14 protein-coding genes are annotated in these 15,649 nt (G+C 72.9%); 6 read left to right on the forward strand and 8 right to left on the reverse strand.

All coding sequences use genetic code 11. The annotated features are described in order from the left end of the window. The first annotated feature begins 6 nt into the window (after positions 1-6). Entirely contained in the window at positions 7-3,390 is a 3,384-nt protein-coding gene (locus HHX40_RS37585; RefSeq protein ID WP_182880135.1) for an AAA family ATPase, read from the forward strand. A 27-nt stretch (positions 3,391-3,417) separates the two neighbouring features. On the opposite strand, the gene HHX40_RS08855 is transcribed toward HHX40_RS37585, so the two are convergent. From HHX40_RS08855 to HHX40_RS08870, 4 genes are all read right to left on the reverse strand, one after another. Further along, positions 3,418-4,458, reverse strand: coding sequence for a hypothetical protein (locus HHX40_RS08855; RefSeq protein ID WP_182880136.1), 1,041 nt, complete (start codon positions 4,456-4,458; stop codon positions 3,418-3,420). 363 nt (positions 4,459-4,821) lie between these two features. After that, positions 4,822-5,283 (reverse strand): hypothetical protein, encoded by a 462-nt coding sequence (locus HHX40_RS08860; RefSeq protein ID WP_182880137.1) that lies wholly within the window; start codon positions 5,281-5,283, stop codon positions 4,822-4,824. Between the two features lie 35 nt (positions 5,284-5,318). Beyond that, the gene (locus HHX40_RS08865) at positions 5,319-5,552 is read right to left on the reverse strand and encodes a hypothetical protein (RefSeq protein WP_182880138.1); all 234 of its coding nucleotides are present in this window, start codon (positions 5,550-5,552) and stop codon (positions 5,319-5,321) included. A 131-nt stretch (positions 5,553-5,683) separates the two neighbouring features. Next, positions 5,684-6,403 (reverse strand): M50 family metallopeptidase, encoded by a 720-nt coding sequence (locus HHX40_RS08870; RefSeq protein ID WP_182880139.1) that lies wholly within the window; start codon positions 6,401-6,403, stop codon positions 5,684-5,686. A 145-nt stretch (positions 6,404-6,548) separates the two neighbouring features. Between HHX40_RS08870 and HHX40_RS08875 the strand changes: the two genes are divergently transcribed. Beyond that, a complete protein-coding gene (locus tag HHX40_RS08875) occupies positions 6,549-7,643 on the forward strand; it encodes a magnesium and cobalt transport protein CorA (RefSeq protein WP_220498873.1) in 1,095 nt (364 codons plus the stop codon). A 117-nt stretch (positions 7,644-7,760) separates the two neighbouring features. On the opposite strand, the gene HHX40_RS08880 is transcribed toward HHX40_RS08875, so the two are convergent. Further along, positions 7,761-8,699 carry an RNA polymerase sigma-70 factor gene (locus HHX40_RS08880; protein WP_182880140.1) on the reverse strand — a complete coding sequence of 313 codons (939 nt, stop codon included), beginning with the start codon at positions 8,697-8,699 and terminating at the stop codon, positions 7,761-7,763. Positions 8,700-8,906: 207 nt separating this feature from the next. Here HHX40_RS08880 and HHX40_RS08885 point away from each other — a divergent pair, with 207 nt between their 5' ends. The 4 genes from HHX40_RS08885 to HHX40_RS08900 all read left to right on the forward strand — a co-directional run bounded on the left by HHX40_RS08885 (position 8,907) and on the right by HHX40_RS08900 (position 12,338). After that, entirely contained in the window at positions 8,907-9,650 is a 744-nt protein-coding gene (locus tag HHX40_RS08885; RefSeq protein WP_117409784.1) for an SDR family NAD(P)-dependent oxidoreductase, read from the forward strand. Positions 9,651-9,858: 208 nt separating this feature from the next. Further along, positions 9,859-10,413 (forward strand): PadR family transcriptional regulator, encoded by a 555-nt coding sequence (locus HHX40_RS08890; protein WP_182880141.1) that lies wholly within the window; start codon positions 9,859-9,861, stop codon positions 10,411-10,413. 70 nt (positions 10,414-10,483) lie between these two features. Continuing rightward, complete coding sequence (locus HHX40_RS08895) at positions 10,484-11,479, forward strand: ATP-binding cassette domain-containing protein (RefSeq protein WP_182880142.1); 996 nt, start codon at positions 10,484-10,486, stop codon at positions 11,477-11,479. Between the two features lie 4 nt (positions 11,480-11,483). After that, on the forward strand, positions 11,484-12,338 hold the full coding sequence (locus HHX40_RS08900; RefSeq protein WP_117409781.1) for an ABC transporter permease: 855 nt from the start codon (positions 11,484-11,486) through the stop codon (positions 12,336-12,338). 14 nt (positions 12,339-12,352) lie between these two features. Here the strand turns inward: HHX40_RS08900 and HHX40_RS08905 are convergent, their stop codons facing one another. The 3 genes from HHX40_RS08905 to HHX40_RS08915 all read right to left on the reverse strand — a co-directional run bounded on the left by HHX40_RS08905 (position 12,353) and on the right by HHX40_RS08915 (position 15,605). Then, on the reverse strand, positions 12,353-13,777 hold the full coding sequence (locus HHX40_RS08905; protein ID WP_182880143.1) for a condensation domain-containing protein: 1,425 nt from the start codon (positions 13,775-13,777) through the stop codon (positions 12,353-12,355). Beyond that, positions 13,774-14,052, reverse strand: a complete 279-nt coding sequence (locus HHX40_RS08910) for an acyl carrier protein (RefSeq protein WP_182880144.1) — start codon at positions 14,050-14,052, stop codon at positions 13,774-13,776. The genes HHX40_RS08905 and HHX40_RS08910 overlap by 4 nt, the downstream gene beginning before the upstream one ends. 233 nt (positions 14,053-14,285) lie before the next feature. Continuing rightward, complete coding sequence (locus HHX40_RS08915; protein WP_220498874.1) at positions 14,286-15,605, reverse strand: hypothetical protein; 1,320 nt, start codon at positions 15,603-15,605, stop codon at positions 14,286-14,288. Positions 15,606-15,649: the final 44 nt, after the last annotated feature.

Here is a 15,649-nt window from a genome sequence, read left to right on the forward strand (position 1 = left end):
GGTCCGGTGAGGCTGCATCGGCTGAGCCTGGTCGCGTTCGGGTCCTTCCCGGGGACGGAGGAGGTCGACTTCGACGCGCTCGGCGAGGCGGGTCTGTTCCTGATCCACGGCCCGACCGGCGCGGGCAAGACGACGGTGCTCGACGCCGTCTGCTACGCCCTGTACGGGCGGGTGCCCGGCCAGCGGGAGAGCGCCCGCAGCCTGCGCTGCGACCACGCGCCGCCTACCCGGGGGCCGTCGGTGACGCTGGAGGCGACGATCCGGGGCAGGCGCCTGCGGGTCACCCGTTCCCCGGCGTGGATGCGGCCGAAGCTCAGGGGCTCGGGTCTGGTCGAGGAGAAGGCCAAGGCCCTGGTCGAGGAGCTGACCGAGCCCGGCGGGCGGTGGGTCGCGCGCAGCACCCGCAGCGACGAGGCCGGCGACTTCATCGGCACGCTCACGGGGATGAACGCCGCCCAGTTCTGCCAGGTGGCGCTGCTGCCGCAGGGCGACTTCGCGAAGTTCCTGCGCGCCGGGGGCGAGGAGCGGCGCGAACTGCTGGAGCGGCTCTTCTCCGTCCGGGTGTTCGGCGAGGTGGAGCGCTGGCTCGCCGACCACCGCACGCGGTCCGGGCGGGAGGCGCAGGAGCTGGCCCAGCGGGTCCACTCGGTGCTGGACCGCATGCGCGGCGCGGCGGGAGACCTCGCGCTGCCCGAGGACGCGGACAGACCGGAGACCTGGTCGGGTGAGGTGCTGAGCCTCGCCGAGGGCGCGCTCGCCCATGCGGTGACCGCCTGCACGGCGAGCCAGGCCGGCCTGTCGTCGGCCCGGAGCAGGCTGGAGGACGGCCGGGCCCTCGCCGACCGGCAGCGCAGGCACGCCGCCGCCCTGGCCCGGCGCCAGGAGCTCGACGCGGCGGCGGACGAGCGATCCGACCTCGAGGCGATGCTCGACGAGGCGGCGCGCGCCGACCGGGTGCTGCCGCTCGTCCGCCAGGCCGAGCAGCGCGCGGAGGCTGTGGCCAAGGCCCGCCGGGTGGCCGCCGACGCCATGCTCCGCGCGTTCCCCGGCGCTCCGGACGGCCCGGTGTGGCCGGACCCGGAGCGGCTGGCCGTGCTGGAGCGGGAGCGGCGCGACGAGATCGCCCGGGTGCGTCAGATCCTCCCCGAGGAGGCGCGCCTGCGTGAGGTGCGGGACGAGCGGGCGGGCGCCGAGCGCGCGCTGGCGGCGCTGTCCGAGGAGGAGGCCCGCCTGGCCGGGCGGCTCGCCGCGCTGCCCGGGGAGCGTCTCGGCGTCGAGGAGCGGCTCGCGGGGGCACGCCGGGCGGCGGCGAGCCTTCCGGGCCTGACCGCCGCCAGGGACGCCGCGCTGCGGCTGCGTGCGGTCACCGGGGAGGCCGCGCTGCTCGACGGCGAGTTGACCCGGCTCTCGGATGACGAGGCGCGGGCGCGGGCCGACCAGCAGGAGCTGCCCGCGGCCCTGGCCGACGCCGGGGAACGGCTCCGGGACCTGCGCGACATGGCCGCGCGGATTCCCGCGCTGGAGGCCGCCGCCCGGACGGCGGAGGAGCGGCTCGGCAGCGCGCGGCTCCGCGACACGCTGACCGCCGAGCTGGAGGCGGCCGAGCGGGACCGCCGCGCGGCGGTCGACCTGGCCCAGGAGCGCCGGGACCGGCTCCAGGAGGTGCGGCAGGACCGCATCGACGGAATGGCCGCCGAGCTGGCGGCCGGGCTGGTGGACGGGCTGCCCTGCGCCGTGTGCGGCGCGACCGGGCATCCCCGCCCGGCCGAGCCCGCCGTACGGGCCGCCACGGCCGAGGACGAGCGGGCGGCGCAGGACGCGTTCGACGCGGCCCAGCGCGCCCGTGAGGCGGCGGAGGCGAACGTCGCGGGGCTCTCCTCGCGCCTCGCCGACGCGGAGTCCCGCGCCGGGGACCTGTCCCAGGAGGCCGCCGGAACCGCCCTGGACGAGGCCCGGGACGAGCTGTCGCGGCTGCGGTCGGCCGCGTCCGCGGTCGACGCGGCCGAGGCGGAGGCCGGACGGCTCGCCGCCGCCCTGGAGGACGCCCGCGAGCGGGCCGGGGAGCTGGCCGGGCTGCTGACCGAGACCAGGACCAGGCGGGACGCCCTGCTCGCCGAGGGGGAGCGCCTCGCCGCGGGACTGGAGGGCGATCTCGCGGACGTGGAGGCCCGGCTCGGCCGGGCGCGGTCGGAGGCGGAGGCGGAGGAGGAGCTCGCCGCCCGCGCTGCCCGGCTCACGGCCGAGCTGGAGGAACTGGGCGCGCTGGCCGCGCGGACCGGGGCGGAGCTGGCCGAGGCCCGCGCCCACCGGGACATGCTGGAGACCGGCGAACGCCGGCTGGCCGAGGTGATCGACGCCGCGCGGGGCGCGGACCCCTCGCTCGCCGCCCGGATCGACCGCCTCTCCGAGGAGGCCGGCCTGCTGCGCGAGGCGGCCGACGCGGCGCGTACGGCGGCGGAGGCCGGGCGTGAGAGCGAGGCCGCGCGGGCCGCGGCGGCCCGCGCCGCGTCGGGGGAGGGGTTCGCGAGCGTGGAGCACGCCGCCGCCGCGGTCCGCACCCCGGAGGACCGGGAGGCGATGACCGAGCGGCTGGGACTGCTGGACGCCGAACGCGCCACGGTGGAGGGGCTGCTGGCCGATCCCGAGCTGGTCGCGGCCGCCGCCGAGCCGCCCGCCGGCCTGGCGGAGCTGAGCGCCGCGCACGATGCGGCCGAGCGCGAGCACGGTCTGCGCACCTCGGCCCGCGACCGCGCGCGGAGCAGGCTCGACCAGCTCACCGCCCTCGCCGGTGAGCTGGACGCCTCGGTGCGCGCCCACCGGCCGGCCGAGGAGCGGCACCGCCTGGCCCGGCGCCTCGCCGAACTGGCGGGCGGCACCTCCGGTGACAACCGATGGCACATGCGGCTGTCGGCGTACGTGCTCGGCGAGCGGCTGCGGCAGGTCGTGGACGCGGCCAACGAGCGCCTCGACCACATGTCGGGCGGGCGCTACCTGCTGCGGCACGACCTGAACCGGACCGCGGGCGACCGGGGCCGGTCGGGCGGCGGGCTCGGCCTGCGGGTGCTCGACGCCTGGACCGGGGTGGAGCGCGACCCCGCCACCCTGTCCGGCGGTGAGAGCTTCATCACCTCCCTCGCCCTCGCGCTGGGCCTGGCCGACGTGGTGACGCAGGAGGCCGGGGGCGCGGAGATCGGCACCCTCTTCGTGGACGAGGGCTTCGGCACGCTCGACGAGGACACGCTCGACGACGTGCTCGACATCCTCGACGGGCTGCGGGAGGGCGGCCGGGCGGTCGGCGTCGTCAGCCACGTCGCCGAGCTGCGCGTGCGCATCCCCGCCCAGCTCCGCGTGCTGAAGAACCGCGGCGGCTCCACCCTGTCGCACGCCTGACCCGGCCCCGTACGCGACGGGGTGGGCTCAGGGGGTCAGCAGGTAGGCGTTGTCCTTCCACCAGGTCCAGATGGCCGGCCGGTCGCCTGCCTCGGCGAGGACCGCGACGTCCTCGCCGTCGAAGGTCCACACGGCCAGGTAGGAGCCCTTCGATCCGGGCTTGCAGACGAGCGTCCCCGTGACCTTTCCCTCGTGGTTCCAGGCGCCGGAGGAGTCGCCGCGGGCGCAGCCGCGCGACCTCAGGCCCTTCGACAACCCGGCGACCCACGCCTTCATCGCCTTCGCGTCGATGAACCGCATCACCAGCGGATGCCGTGACGGGCCGTGGCGCACGGCCGCGCAGCGCACCGCGGCGATCACCTTGTCGTCCTCCTCCGCGAACGCGGGGACGCACCCGGTCAGCACCCGGGAGTCGATGCGATCGACCAGCGCCTGCTGCCCCACCGTGAACCTGACGGGCGTCGGCGTGGCCGGGCCCAGGGGGGAGGTCCCCATGATGGCCAGGCACTCGGTGAGGCCGAGCCGCCGCGCGCCGGCCACCCACGACGGCATCGTGCTGGCCGACAGCGTCTGCATCGCCGTCATCGCCGCCTGGTCCTGGAGCGGGCCCTGGTCCACCTGGTAGTCCACGAGGACCGTGGAGATCGCGGTGAACGCCGTCGCGAAGCTCCGGGTGTCCCGCAGGAGCCCGTCGATGTCGCGGCGATCGTATCCCTCCGGTACCGGAATCTCCGCGAGGTCGGCGCTCATCTGGCGAAACGCCGAGGCGAGGTCGTCTATCGAGGCCACGGCGGCGGCCAGTTCCGGGCTGTGCGTGCCGGCGGGCGGCACCGCCTTCGAGGACCGGGCCACCTGGAGCAGCGCCGAGTGCAGCGAGGTCTGCAGGTCGCCGAAGTCGCGCTGGCAGGTGTTTTCGGCCTTGAGACGCCACTCCTCGATCGTCGGTCCGGGGGTCCGGTCGACCAGCGCGATCCAGAAGGCGCCCACGGTGACGGCGAAGGTGATCAGGGCGCCGGCGGTCTTCCCCGCCAGCATCAGCTTCTCCCGGCCGGTGCGCGGCCGCCTCACGGGCGGTTCCTCCGGCGCCTGGTCCGGGCTCACGCGACGGTCACCCTTCGCGCGCGGACGTGCCGCCCGCCCGATCGAGGTCCGCCCGATCGAGTTCGCCTCACCACTCGTCCCTTTCCAGCCGGGCCCCGACCAGCAGACGGACAACACGTAACCATAAAAGGGAGATGGCCACGACCGGAAGAAATCGAATCGTCACCAGGAATTCCCCCTTCCTGGCTACCCCAACGAAACGCGTCGGCGAGAAAGTGCCCGACCGGCTTACGGGGGGCCGAATCAAGGAAATCATCGTGCCCATTGCACAAAGGCGCGCCGATTCATCCGGTATTCGCCTGTACTCCATGATCTACAATGTAAAGGCGCTCAGGGGGAGTCGAGAACTTGGGCGATGGCCCGCAACGCCGCGGACGGATCATCGGCGAAGAAGCGCAGGCGCCGGGCCCGGCCCTGGGGACGGGGCACGTCCACCGGCTCGCGCAACTCGACCACCACGTTCGTCTGCGACGCGACCGCGACAGCCAATTCGCCGTCCGACAGGCTCAGCAGCCGCTTCTCATCGAAGCGGCGGTCGAGACGGGCGGACGCGATCAGCTCGGCGGGCACGTCCAGAGTGAAGAACGGGCCGTATCGCAGCCGCAGGCCGTCCTGTGACACGACATGCGGACGGCGGGCGCAGACGATCATCACGCCGAGGACGCCGAGGACCGACGACACGTCGAGCGCCAGGATGGCCAGACGCGGCACGTCGGGCAGCCCGAAGCGGCGCAGCAGCAGCTCCACGGCCGCGGTCTCCACAACCAGTACGAAGGACAGGATCGCCGTCATCGGCGTCTGCTCCCTGCTGTACCCGACGGCGTGCCTCACCGCGCCGCCCGCCGTGTCAGCAAATCCAGGGCCCGCCGTACGACCTCGGCCTGGGCGGGGGACAGGCCGTCCAGGAAGGCGCCGGCGAACGGGTGCGCGGAGCCGGGCATCGCCGTGCCCAGCGCGTCGGCCAGGCCGGAGGGCAGGTGAGCGACGAGGTCCGCCGCGAGACCGTCGATCCGGGGATCGGCCGCGGCGGCGCCCTTCAGCGCCGCCAGCCTTCGGTACAAGTGCTCCCCCCGGGCAACGGAGTCCGGTGTGGACATCGGGCGCATCAGCGCCAGCAGGCGGTCGCGGGTCTCCGGCTCGGCCGACGTGTCGAGGAGGGAAGACCCTGACGCCGCGTCAAGGTCAACTCGTGCTACAGCGGCAGCCAGTGGGAGGTCAGGAGGTAGCCGCCGGAGACGAGCGACGCGGTGGAGACCAGCAGGAACAGCAGCACCCAGAGCGTGCCGGGCACGTGGGTCAGCCGGGCGAGCTGGTCGGCGTCGGAGTCCGGCGCGTGCCCGACCCGGCGCTTGGCCTGCAGTTCGAGGATCGGCCGCACGCCGCCGAGCAGCAGGAACCACGCCGCGGCGTAGGCGCCGGCGGACTGCACGTCGGGCGGGGCGAACCAGGACAGCGTGAAGACCGCGCCGCCCACCACGAGCAGGGACACCGCGCCGAAGACGTTCCTGATCATCAACAGCATGCAGGTCAGCAGCGCGAGCACGGCCCACAGCAGCAGCGTGATCCGCCCGTCCGCGACCAGCCAGGCCGCGCCGAGGCCGATCAGGGACGGCGCGACGTATCCCGCGGCGGCGGTGACGACCATGCCGGGTCCGGTCGGCCTGCCCCGGGTCAGCGTCACTCCGGAGGTGTCCGAGTGGAGCCGGATCCCCCGCAGCTTGCGCCGCGTGAGCACCGCCACGAACGCGTGGCCGCCCTCGTGCGCGATCGTGATCAGGCCGCGGGAATAGTGCCACGAAACCGGGTAGGCGACTACCGCCAGAGCGGCGAACCCGGACAGGACGACCAGCCAGAGCGGGGGCGCGACCTGGATGGCGGTCAGATGGTTCCAGAGGGCCTTGAGGGGGGTCACTCCCGGAATCGTACGGCCCGCGGGCCCGGTCCACGCCGTCCACGCCGCCCGCGCCCGCCCGGTGCGCGGGGAAAGTGCGAACGGGGGTTACCTTCTACAAGTGGCAGAGCGGCGGATACGTGGACTGCGCGGATTGAGTGGACTCATGAGGACGAAGCCGGAGCAGGCTCCCGAACACTCCATGGACCCACGGGCCGGCGAGCGCGAGGACTCCTTCAGGCACAGCGTGATCGACAACGCGGTGTACGTGGACGGCGAGCGGGTGGACTCGCCGCTGTCGCTCGGCGACGCCATCGCCTCGTTGCGTGCGCGGCCGGGCGCGATGGCGTGGATCGGCCTGTACCGGCCGGAGGAGGCGGAGCTGATCAAGGCCGCCGAGGAGTTCGGCCTGCACGAGCTCGCCATCGAGGACGCCATCGTCGCCCACCAGCGGCCCAAGGCCGACCGGTACGGCGGCACGCTGTTCGTGGTGCTGCGGGCGGCGCAGTACCTCGACAAGCCGGAGAAGGTGGCCTTCGGCGAGTTGCACGTCTTCGTGGGCCCCGACTTCGTCCTGACCGTGCGGCACAGCGAGGCGCCCGACCTGTCGAAGGTGCGCCGGCGGATGGAGTCGGACCCCGATCTGCTCCGCCAGGGCCCGCAGGCCGTGCTGTACGCGATCCTCGACGCGGTGGTGGACGGTTACGCGCCCGTGGTCGCCGGGCTGCAGAACGACATCGACGAGATCGAGGTGCAGGTCTTCGGCGGCGACCCGGCCGCGCCGCGGCGCATCTACGCCCTCTCACGGGAGGTCATCGAGTTCCAGCGGGCGACCAGCCCGCTCGTGCCGATGCTCGACGGCTTCATCGCGGGGTCGCCCAAGTACGGCGTGAACGAGGAGTTGCAGCGTTACCTGCGCGACGTGTCCGACCACGCCATCACGGTCACCGAACGTGTGGCGGGCTTCCGGCAGATGCTCCAGGACATCCTCATCGTCAACTCCACTCTCGTGAGCCAGCAGCAGAACGAGGAGATGACCAAGCTGACGGCGACGAGCATCGCCCAGGGCGACGAGGTCAAGAAGATCTCCGCCTGGGCGGCCATCCTGTTCGCTCCGACCCTGGTCGGCACGATCTACGGGATGAACTTCGACCACATGCCCGAGCTGCACTGGATGCTCGGCTACCCCCTGGCGATCGTTCTCATGGGCGTCGTCTGTCTCACGCTCTACCTGGTGTTCAAGCGCCGCGACTGGCTGTGAGACGCGAGGACGCCCGGTACGTCCTTGTCGGGGCCCCACTCGGGTCCCGCGACCAGGCCCGAAGTAGCTCTCTGTAGCCTGTTCGCCGAGTGCCGCCGGCCGGGCGGGCTCCCGGCCTCAGCGGCTCAGCGCGGTCTCCCGTTCCACACGCGACAGCTTGTCCGGGTTGCGCACGAAGTAGAGCTCGGTGACCAGACCGCCCTCGACCCGCATCGCGACGACACCGTCGATCTCCCCGTCGATGCGCATGAGGAGACCCGGGCAGCCGTTGACCTGCACCGGCTCGACCGACACCTCGGCCCCGAACCTGTGCAAACCCGCGGCCAGCAGGCGAGCCACCTTGCCGGCCCCCACGACGGGCCGCGGCACAGCGGGCTTGACGCCGCCGCCGTCGCTCAGGGCGACGACGTCGGGAGCGAGGACGTCGAGCAGGCTCTGCAGCTCGCCGGTCTCGACCGCGCGCTGGAACGCCTGGAGCGCGTCGCGGGTCTCGGCCGCGGAGACCACGTCGCGCGGCCGCCGGGCGGCGACGTGCGCTCGTGCCCGGTGGGCGATCTGGCGGACCGCTGCCGGGCTCTTGCCGACGGCGTCGGCGATCTCGTCGTATCCGACGTCGAACACCTCGCGCAGCACGAACACCGCCCGCTCGGCCGGCGCGAGCGTCTCCAGCACCAGCAGCATCGCCATCGAGACGCTGTCGGCCAGCTCGACGTCCTCGGCCACGTCGGGTGTGGTCAGCAGCGGCTCGGGCAGCCAGGGACCGACGTAGGACTCCCTGCGCCGGCCGAGCGTACGCAAGCGGGTGAGCGCCTGCCGGGTGGCGATCCGCACCAGGTACGCACGCCGATCCTCCACGGTGTCCAGGTCGACGCCCGACCACCGCAACCAGGTCTCCTGCAGGACGTCCTCGGCGTCGGCGGCCGACCCGAGCATCTCGTAGGCGACGGTGAACAGCAGGTTGCGGTGGGTGACGAACGCCTCGGTGGCGGCATCGGTCCGGCCGCCGCCGGCGAACGCTCCGGCTGTGCCCGTCGTCCGACCGCTCCGCTCGTTCATATTCCCCGCCCCTGCCTGTTGCCGCTCGACTCTGCCACACGTGTGCCACACGCAAGACGCCGGTCCTCGTCGCCGTGTGACACCCGCTCGCGGTGACTCACCTCACATCCGCGTCCTGTCACAGGGGTCGGGTCGGCGGCGTCTGCATGGTCGTCAGGACGCCGCGTGACGACGAACGCGGCAGGCGAACCACGGAAGTGAGGATCGATGACGAACACGGACCGGACTTCGGTGCTGATCACCGGTGCCAACAAGGGACTCGGTTTCGAAGCGGCCCGGCGGCTCGGGGAACAGGGGTGGACCGTCTTCCTGGGGTCGCGCGACGAAGGACGCGGAAGGGCGGCCGCCGGCAAACTGGCCGCCGGCGGCGTGGACGTGGTCATGGTCCCGCTGGACGTGACCTCGGACGAGTCGGTGGGCGAGGCCGTACGGCTTGTGCGACGGCACACCGACCGGCTCGACGTGCTGATCAACAACGCCGGGGCGCCGGGCAGGATCATCCCGCCCGCGGACGCGACGGCCGACGAGGTCCATTCCGTCTACGACACCAACGTGTACGGGCCGATCAGGGTCACACACGCGTTCCTCCCCCTGCTGCGGGCGGCGGACAACCCGCGCGTGGTGATGGTGTCCAGCGGCGGGGGTTCCTTCGCGGTCGTGACCGATCCGGATCAGCCGGTCTCGAAGATGCACGAGCTCGCCTACAGCTCGTCGAAAGCGGCACTGAACATGATTACCGTCCGATACGCCCAGGCGCTCCCGGAGATCAAATTCAACGTCGCCACCCCCGGAGAGGTCGTCAACCGCAAGTTCGCCGCCACCGACATGAACAACCACACCGGCGCGATGACGGTCACCGAGGGCACCGACTCGATCATCGAGCTCGCGACGCTCGCCTCTGACGGGCCGACCGGGATCTTCATCGATCGCCTCGGCCCCATCGCCTGGTAGTTCCGGGCCCCGTGACGGTCTTGTCGAGCTCGGGACGCGTGGTGGCGCGAGCGTAGCCGATCCGCGCGTGCCCGGCCGGCTCGACGTCGGCCCCGGCGGGGCGGGGCAGCCGGGTTGTTCGGGGCTGGTCGCGCGGACCCGAGCGGGGGCTTGTTCGCGCCAACTATCTAGATATATCGTTCATGTATCTCGATAGTTGGAGGATCGCATGCACGAGGATGGAGGGCCCCCGGCGGCCCCGCTCGCGCCTCCGCCGCCACCGACACCGCCACCACCACCGCCGCCGCAGGCCGGTCCGCGGCTCCCTCAGCCGCCCGCGCTGGGACCGCGCGTACGGCGGGGCGACGTCCGCGCGGCCCTGCTGCGCCTGCTGACCGAGGAGCCGCGCAACGGCTACCAGCTGATCGAGGAGATCGCGCGGCGCAGCGGCGGGGTCTGGCGGCCCAGCCCCGGCTCGGTCTACCCCGCGCTCCAGCAGATGGAGGACGAGGGACTGGTCCAGGGAGAGGACGCGGGCGGCAGCCGTACGTACCGGCTGACCGAGGATGGCGGGCGGCAGGCCGACGAGCGGGCCGAGCCGTGGGCGGACGTCTGCCGCGGCCTCCCCGCGGACCGGCACGAACTGCGGACGCTGTGGGGCCAGCTCGGCGAGGCCTTCGTCCATCTGACGCACGTCGCGGACGACCGCCAGGTCGACGAGGCCAAGAAACTGCTCAGGAGCACGCGCCAGGCGATGTTCCGGATTCTCGCGGAGGACGCATGAACGAGCGAAGCGAGCGGATCGACGGGCGCGGGGCGGTTCACGTGAGCCCGCGGCCTTCGGAGGGGGTGGCATGAACGCGCGGGCCGGCGATTTCGGCGCGGCGGTGGCCGTGCGCGGCCTGCGCAAGACGTACGGCAAGGTCGAGGCCGTCAAGGGCGTCGACTTCGAGGTCGCGCCCGGCGAGGTGTTCGGCTTCCTCGGGCCGAACGGCGCGGGCAAGACCACCACGATCAGCATGCTGTGCACGCTCGCCACCCCCACGGGCGGCACCGCCCTCGTCGCCGGGCACGACATCGTGACCGAGCGCGACGCCGTGCGCCGCAACATCGGGCTGGTCTTCCAGGACCCCACGCTGGACGGCTACCTGACCGCCGAGCAGAATCTGCGCTTCCACGCCGAGCTGTACGGTGTGCCGAAGGACCTGGTCGGCGACCGGATGCGCCAGGTGCTGGACATGGTCGGACTGTGGGACCGCAGGGACGGCAAGGTCATGACGTTCTCCGGCGGCATGAAGCGCCGGCTGGAGATCGCCCGCGGGCTGCTGCACTCGCCCCGGGTGCTCTTCCTGGACGAGCCCACGGTCGGCCTGGACCCGCAGACCCGCTCGGCCATCTGGGGATACATCGGCAAGCTGCGGCACAGCGAGGACATCACGATCTTCATGACGACGCACTACATGGACGAGGCCGAGTACTGCGACCGCATCGCGATCATCGACCACGGCGAGCTCGTGGTGATCGACTCGCCGGAGGCGCTCAAGGCGAGCGTCGGCAAGGACCGCGTGCAGATCCAGACCGGCGACGACGAACGCGCGATGGTCCTGCTCAGGGAGAGGTTCGGCGTCGAGGCCGCCGTACGGGAGGGCCAGGTGACGTTCGCGGTCCCGTCGGGGGAGGAGTTCGTGCCGAAGCTGTTCGCCGGCCTCGGCGTGCCGATCCGATCGGTGAGCGTGTCGCGCCCCTCGCTCGACGACGTCTTCATGTCCTACACCGGCTCCACGATCCGCGACGCGGAGTCGTCGGGGACCGGCAACCAGTGGATGCGCGCGATGGCCAGGGGAAGGTGAGCGGATGACGACCGACGTGGTCCGGGTGAGCGTGCCGCGGGCGGGCGGAGGCCACGACCTGCGGGCGGTCAAGGTGGTGCTGCACCGGGAGTTGCTGCGGTTCGCCAACGACCGCACGCGGATCGTGTCCTCGCTGGTGCAGCCGGTGCTGTGGCTGTTCGTGATGGGCACCGGGCTCGGCACGCTGGTGCGGGGCTCGGTCCCCGGCGTCGACTTCCGGACCTTCATGTACCCCGGCATGATCTCGATGACCGTGATCATGACGGCGATGTTCTCGGCGGGGTCCATCGTGTGGGACCGCGAGTTCGGGTTCCTGCGCGAGATGCTGGTCGCGCCGGTCAGCCGGGGCGCGATCGTGGTCGGCAAGTGCCTGGGCGGCGCCGTCGTCGCCACCCTGCAGGGCGTGATCATCCTCGCGCTCGCGGGGCTGGTCGGCGTGCCGTACTCGCCGGGCCTGATCCTCACCCTGCTCGGCGAGATGTTCCTCGCCGCCTTCACGATCACCGCGTTCGGCGTGACGCTCGCCGCCCGGATGCGCACCATGCAGAGCTTCTTCGGCGTGATGCAGATGGCGATCATGCCGATGATGTTCCTGTCGGGCGCCATGTTCCCGCTGGCCGGTCTGCCGTCGTGGCTGCACGTGCTCACGACGGTCAACCCGCTGACGTACGCCGTGGATCCGATGCGCCGGGCGGTCTTCGGCCACATCGACGTGCCGCCGCAGGTGGACGCGATGCTCAACCCCGGCGTGAGCTGGTTCGGCCACCGGCTGCCGGTGGTGCTCGAACTCGGCCTGGTCGCCGCCGTCGGCGCGGTCCTGCTGGCCGTGGCCGTGGCCCAGTTCCGGCGTACGGACTAGACAGTTCCGACGGACTAGACGGTTCCGGCGTACGGGCCGACCCCGCACACCCGGGGGACGGCGGCGAGCGGGACGTCCTCGTCGAGGGCGCGGACCAGCAGCGCCTCCACGCCGAGGAGCATGGCGCGGGCCGTCTCCAGGGGCAGGTAGGCGGTGTCGGCGATGAGGCTGAGCTGGCCCGTGTCGGTGGCCGCGCCCACGGTGAAGAACGCCTTGAACCGGACGCCGGGCCAGGCGTTCGTGACGTACGTGCGGGTCTTCGCGGTCAGGTCGGCGAAGGACTCGCCGGCGATCTCGCCGGCCGCGGGCCGGGGCACTCCCGGCCAGGTGCCGATGGTCCGCCGGTCGTTGAAGAACGCGTCGAGGTCCGGCTCCCGGCCGCGGCGGCGGCCGATGTCCTCGCGCATGGCCTGCATGGCGAAGGGGTCGTAGTGCGCGTTGCGGTACGCCGTGAAGGCGGCGCGGTGCGCCTCCCGGCAGGCGTCGGCGAAGCCCTCGGAGGGCGGGTCGAGGACGAACAGGCCGTCCTGGCCGACGTTGCCGATCATGGTGCGGGTGCGGGGGTCGCGGCGGTTGCTGTGCACGAGCTGCATGACCGCCTTCGTGCGGCCGCTCACCGTGGCCAGGACGGTCGCGCACGCGCCGAGCAGGACGCTGGTCGTGCTGATGGTCCACCGCTCGGCCAGCGTCTCGGCCGCCGCGGCGAGCGCGACCGACTCCATGCCGACCTCGATGAACCGGGGGTCCTCCGGCTGGCCCGGAGGATGGTCGAACACGTCGAGCGGCGCCTCCTCCAGGACGGCCCGCCAGTAGCGGATCGACCTGGCCGAGCGCGCCTGGAACGACTCCTCGCGCTCCAGGGCCGCCTGGTCCATCGGATGCCAGTCGGCGGGCGGCGGCTCCTCCCCTCTGAGCAGGACCTTCCACTCCTCCGAGAGCAGGCTCAGGGCCTGGAAGTCCACGGCCAGGTGGGAGAAGGTCAGCGCCAGCGCCATGGGCCGCCCGGCCTTGAGGACGGCGGCGCAGCGCAGCGGCAGCTCGCGGTCGTGGACGAAGGCCGTCGTGCTCAGTTCGCCGGAGATCCGTTCGGCCGCCCGCAGCGCCCGTTCCTCCCCCGCCTCCACCAGGTCCACCGTGAGCCGGCCGTCGCGTCTCACCCGCTGCACCGGTCCGTCCGGCGTGCCGTGGAACGTGGTACGCAGGGTCTCGTGCCGTTCGATCAGCACGCGCAGCGTGTCCAGCACGGTGGCGAGGTCGCGCCTGCCGTACACCGGCAGCACCCAGGGGCAGTTGAGAAAGGACTGGCTGTCCCCCATCAGATGGACGGCCCGCCAGATCAGCCGCTGCCCCCAGGTCAGCGTCGCCTCGCCCTCCCGCGCGCCGTGGAACTCCACCGTCGCGCCCGCGCCCCGCGCCGGGGAGCCCTCCGGGGTCGTCACGCGCCCGCCGTGGTCCGGTCGGCGGGCTCGGCGGCCCGGGACACCAGCGCGGCGAGGGCGTCGACGCTCTCCAGCGAGGCCCAGTCGCCGCCGAGGCCGACCTCGATCCCGAAGGTGTCCTCGATCGCGTCGACGAGCCGCACCCGGGCCACCGAGGTCAGGCCGAGCGCCGACAGCGAGCGCTCGCCGGCGAGCGCCTCCTCGGCGCCGATCGCGCCCTCGGACACCTCGGCGACCAAGTCCGCCAGGGCCCGTCTGTACTGTCCGGCCGTCATGCCGCACCACCCGTCATATGACGTCCTCCGCTGTCCCGGGGGAATCATGCCGACCTGGCACGGAAGCATAGGCAAATCGGATCGGGAATGACAACGAAACAGAAAAGACGCTGACCGAAAACTTTCGGAAACGGGGCGCGCGGTCCGCGAAGGGGCCGTGACGCGGATCGGCCCGGGGCGTGACACCCGCCCCGGGCCGGCCTGACCGTCTTCTCTAGTGCTTCACGTCTTCTCTAGTGCTTCACGCGGACCCAGTCCGCGCGGCTGGACGAGCGCCGGGCCTCGTCGTCACCGGGGAAGACCACCTTCCAGCTTCCGGAGCGCGTCGCCTTGGTCCTGCCCCAGAACTTGCCGGAGACGTTCGTCCGCAGCGTCTTGACGTAGTGCCAGGAGCCGCCCGCCTTCTTGAACCACACGGTCACCTTCTGGTGGCCGTAGCCCTCCCAGCCGTCGTCCCACACCTGGAGCGCGCCGCGGAAGGTCAGGTACCTGCCGTACCCGACCGGCTCGGGGGCGGCGTTGAAGCGGATCACTCGGGTGTCGGCGGCGGGCGGCGGCACGGGCCGGGGAGCGCGGACCGTCACGTAGTCGGACGAGCTCACCGAGCCCGTCGCGCCGGTGACGGCCTCGAACTCGGCCCGCCACCAGCCGGAGGTCCTGGCCCTGACGTCCGCGGCGAAGAAGCCGCGGTCACCGGTCCAGGCGGAGGTGACGTACTGCCAGCGGTAGCCGCCGTCGGGCTTGAACAGGATCTTCACCCGGTGGTCGGGGAAGCCGCGCCAGAAGTCCCCGCCGCCGATCTCCAGCCGGCCGCGCAGGCGCAGGGTGCCACCGGCGCGGACGGGGTCGGGGGAGGCGTCGAAGCCGGTGACGCGGGTGCGCCGGGCGGCGTCCCGTACGTCGACCCGGTCGCTGTCGCTCGTCGCGGGCTCGGCGGCGGTGGTGCCGTCGAACTCGGCCCGCCACCAGCCGGACCTGTCCACCCTCTCGTCGGCAGAGAAGCGGCCGCGCCCGTCGGTCGTCACCCAGCCGACCCGGCCGTAGGAGCCGCCGACCGGCTTGAAGGCGAGGTACACCCGCTGGCCGGCGTAGCCGCGCGACGCGCCGTAGGTGAGCGTGCCGGACAGTCTGACGACGCCGCCGCGGTCGGCCACGTCCGGCGAGGCGGCGAAGTCGAGGCCGGTGTTCCAGTGAACCTGGAACTCCTTGGTCGCGGTGCCGCCCCCGGTCCTCACCTCCAGCTTCCAGGCGCCCGGCTCGTCCCTGAAGGTGAAGCCGTACCTGGCCGAGTAGGCGCCGGAGCCGGCGGGACCGGTGGTGAGCGCGACGGCCCGGCCCGATCCGTCGAGGAGCCGGGCGGTGCCCGCCTCGGCCGACTTGTAGGTGAAGGTCGCCGGCGTGCCCGCGCCGGTGGCGACGATCACGGGGCTGGGGGAGACGGCGAGGTCGCTCGGCGCCGTCACCGTCGCCGCGCCCGCGGCGGCCGGGAGCGCCACGGCTCCGCACAGGGCGGCCGCTCCTCCCATGGCCACCGCCGCGATCACGGCGCGCATGCGTTCCAACATTCCGCTGAACCATCCTTCCCGGTGGTCGAACG

It is taken from the genome of Microbispora sp. H10949 (assembly GCF_014161435.1).
Lineage (GTDB): Bacteria > Actinomycetota > Actinomycetes > Streptosporangiales > Streptosporangiaceae > Microbispora > Microbispora triticiradicis.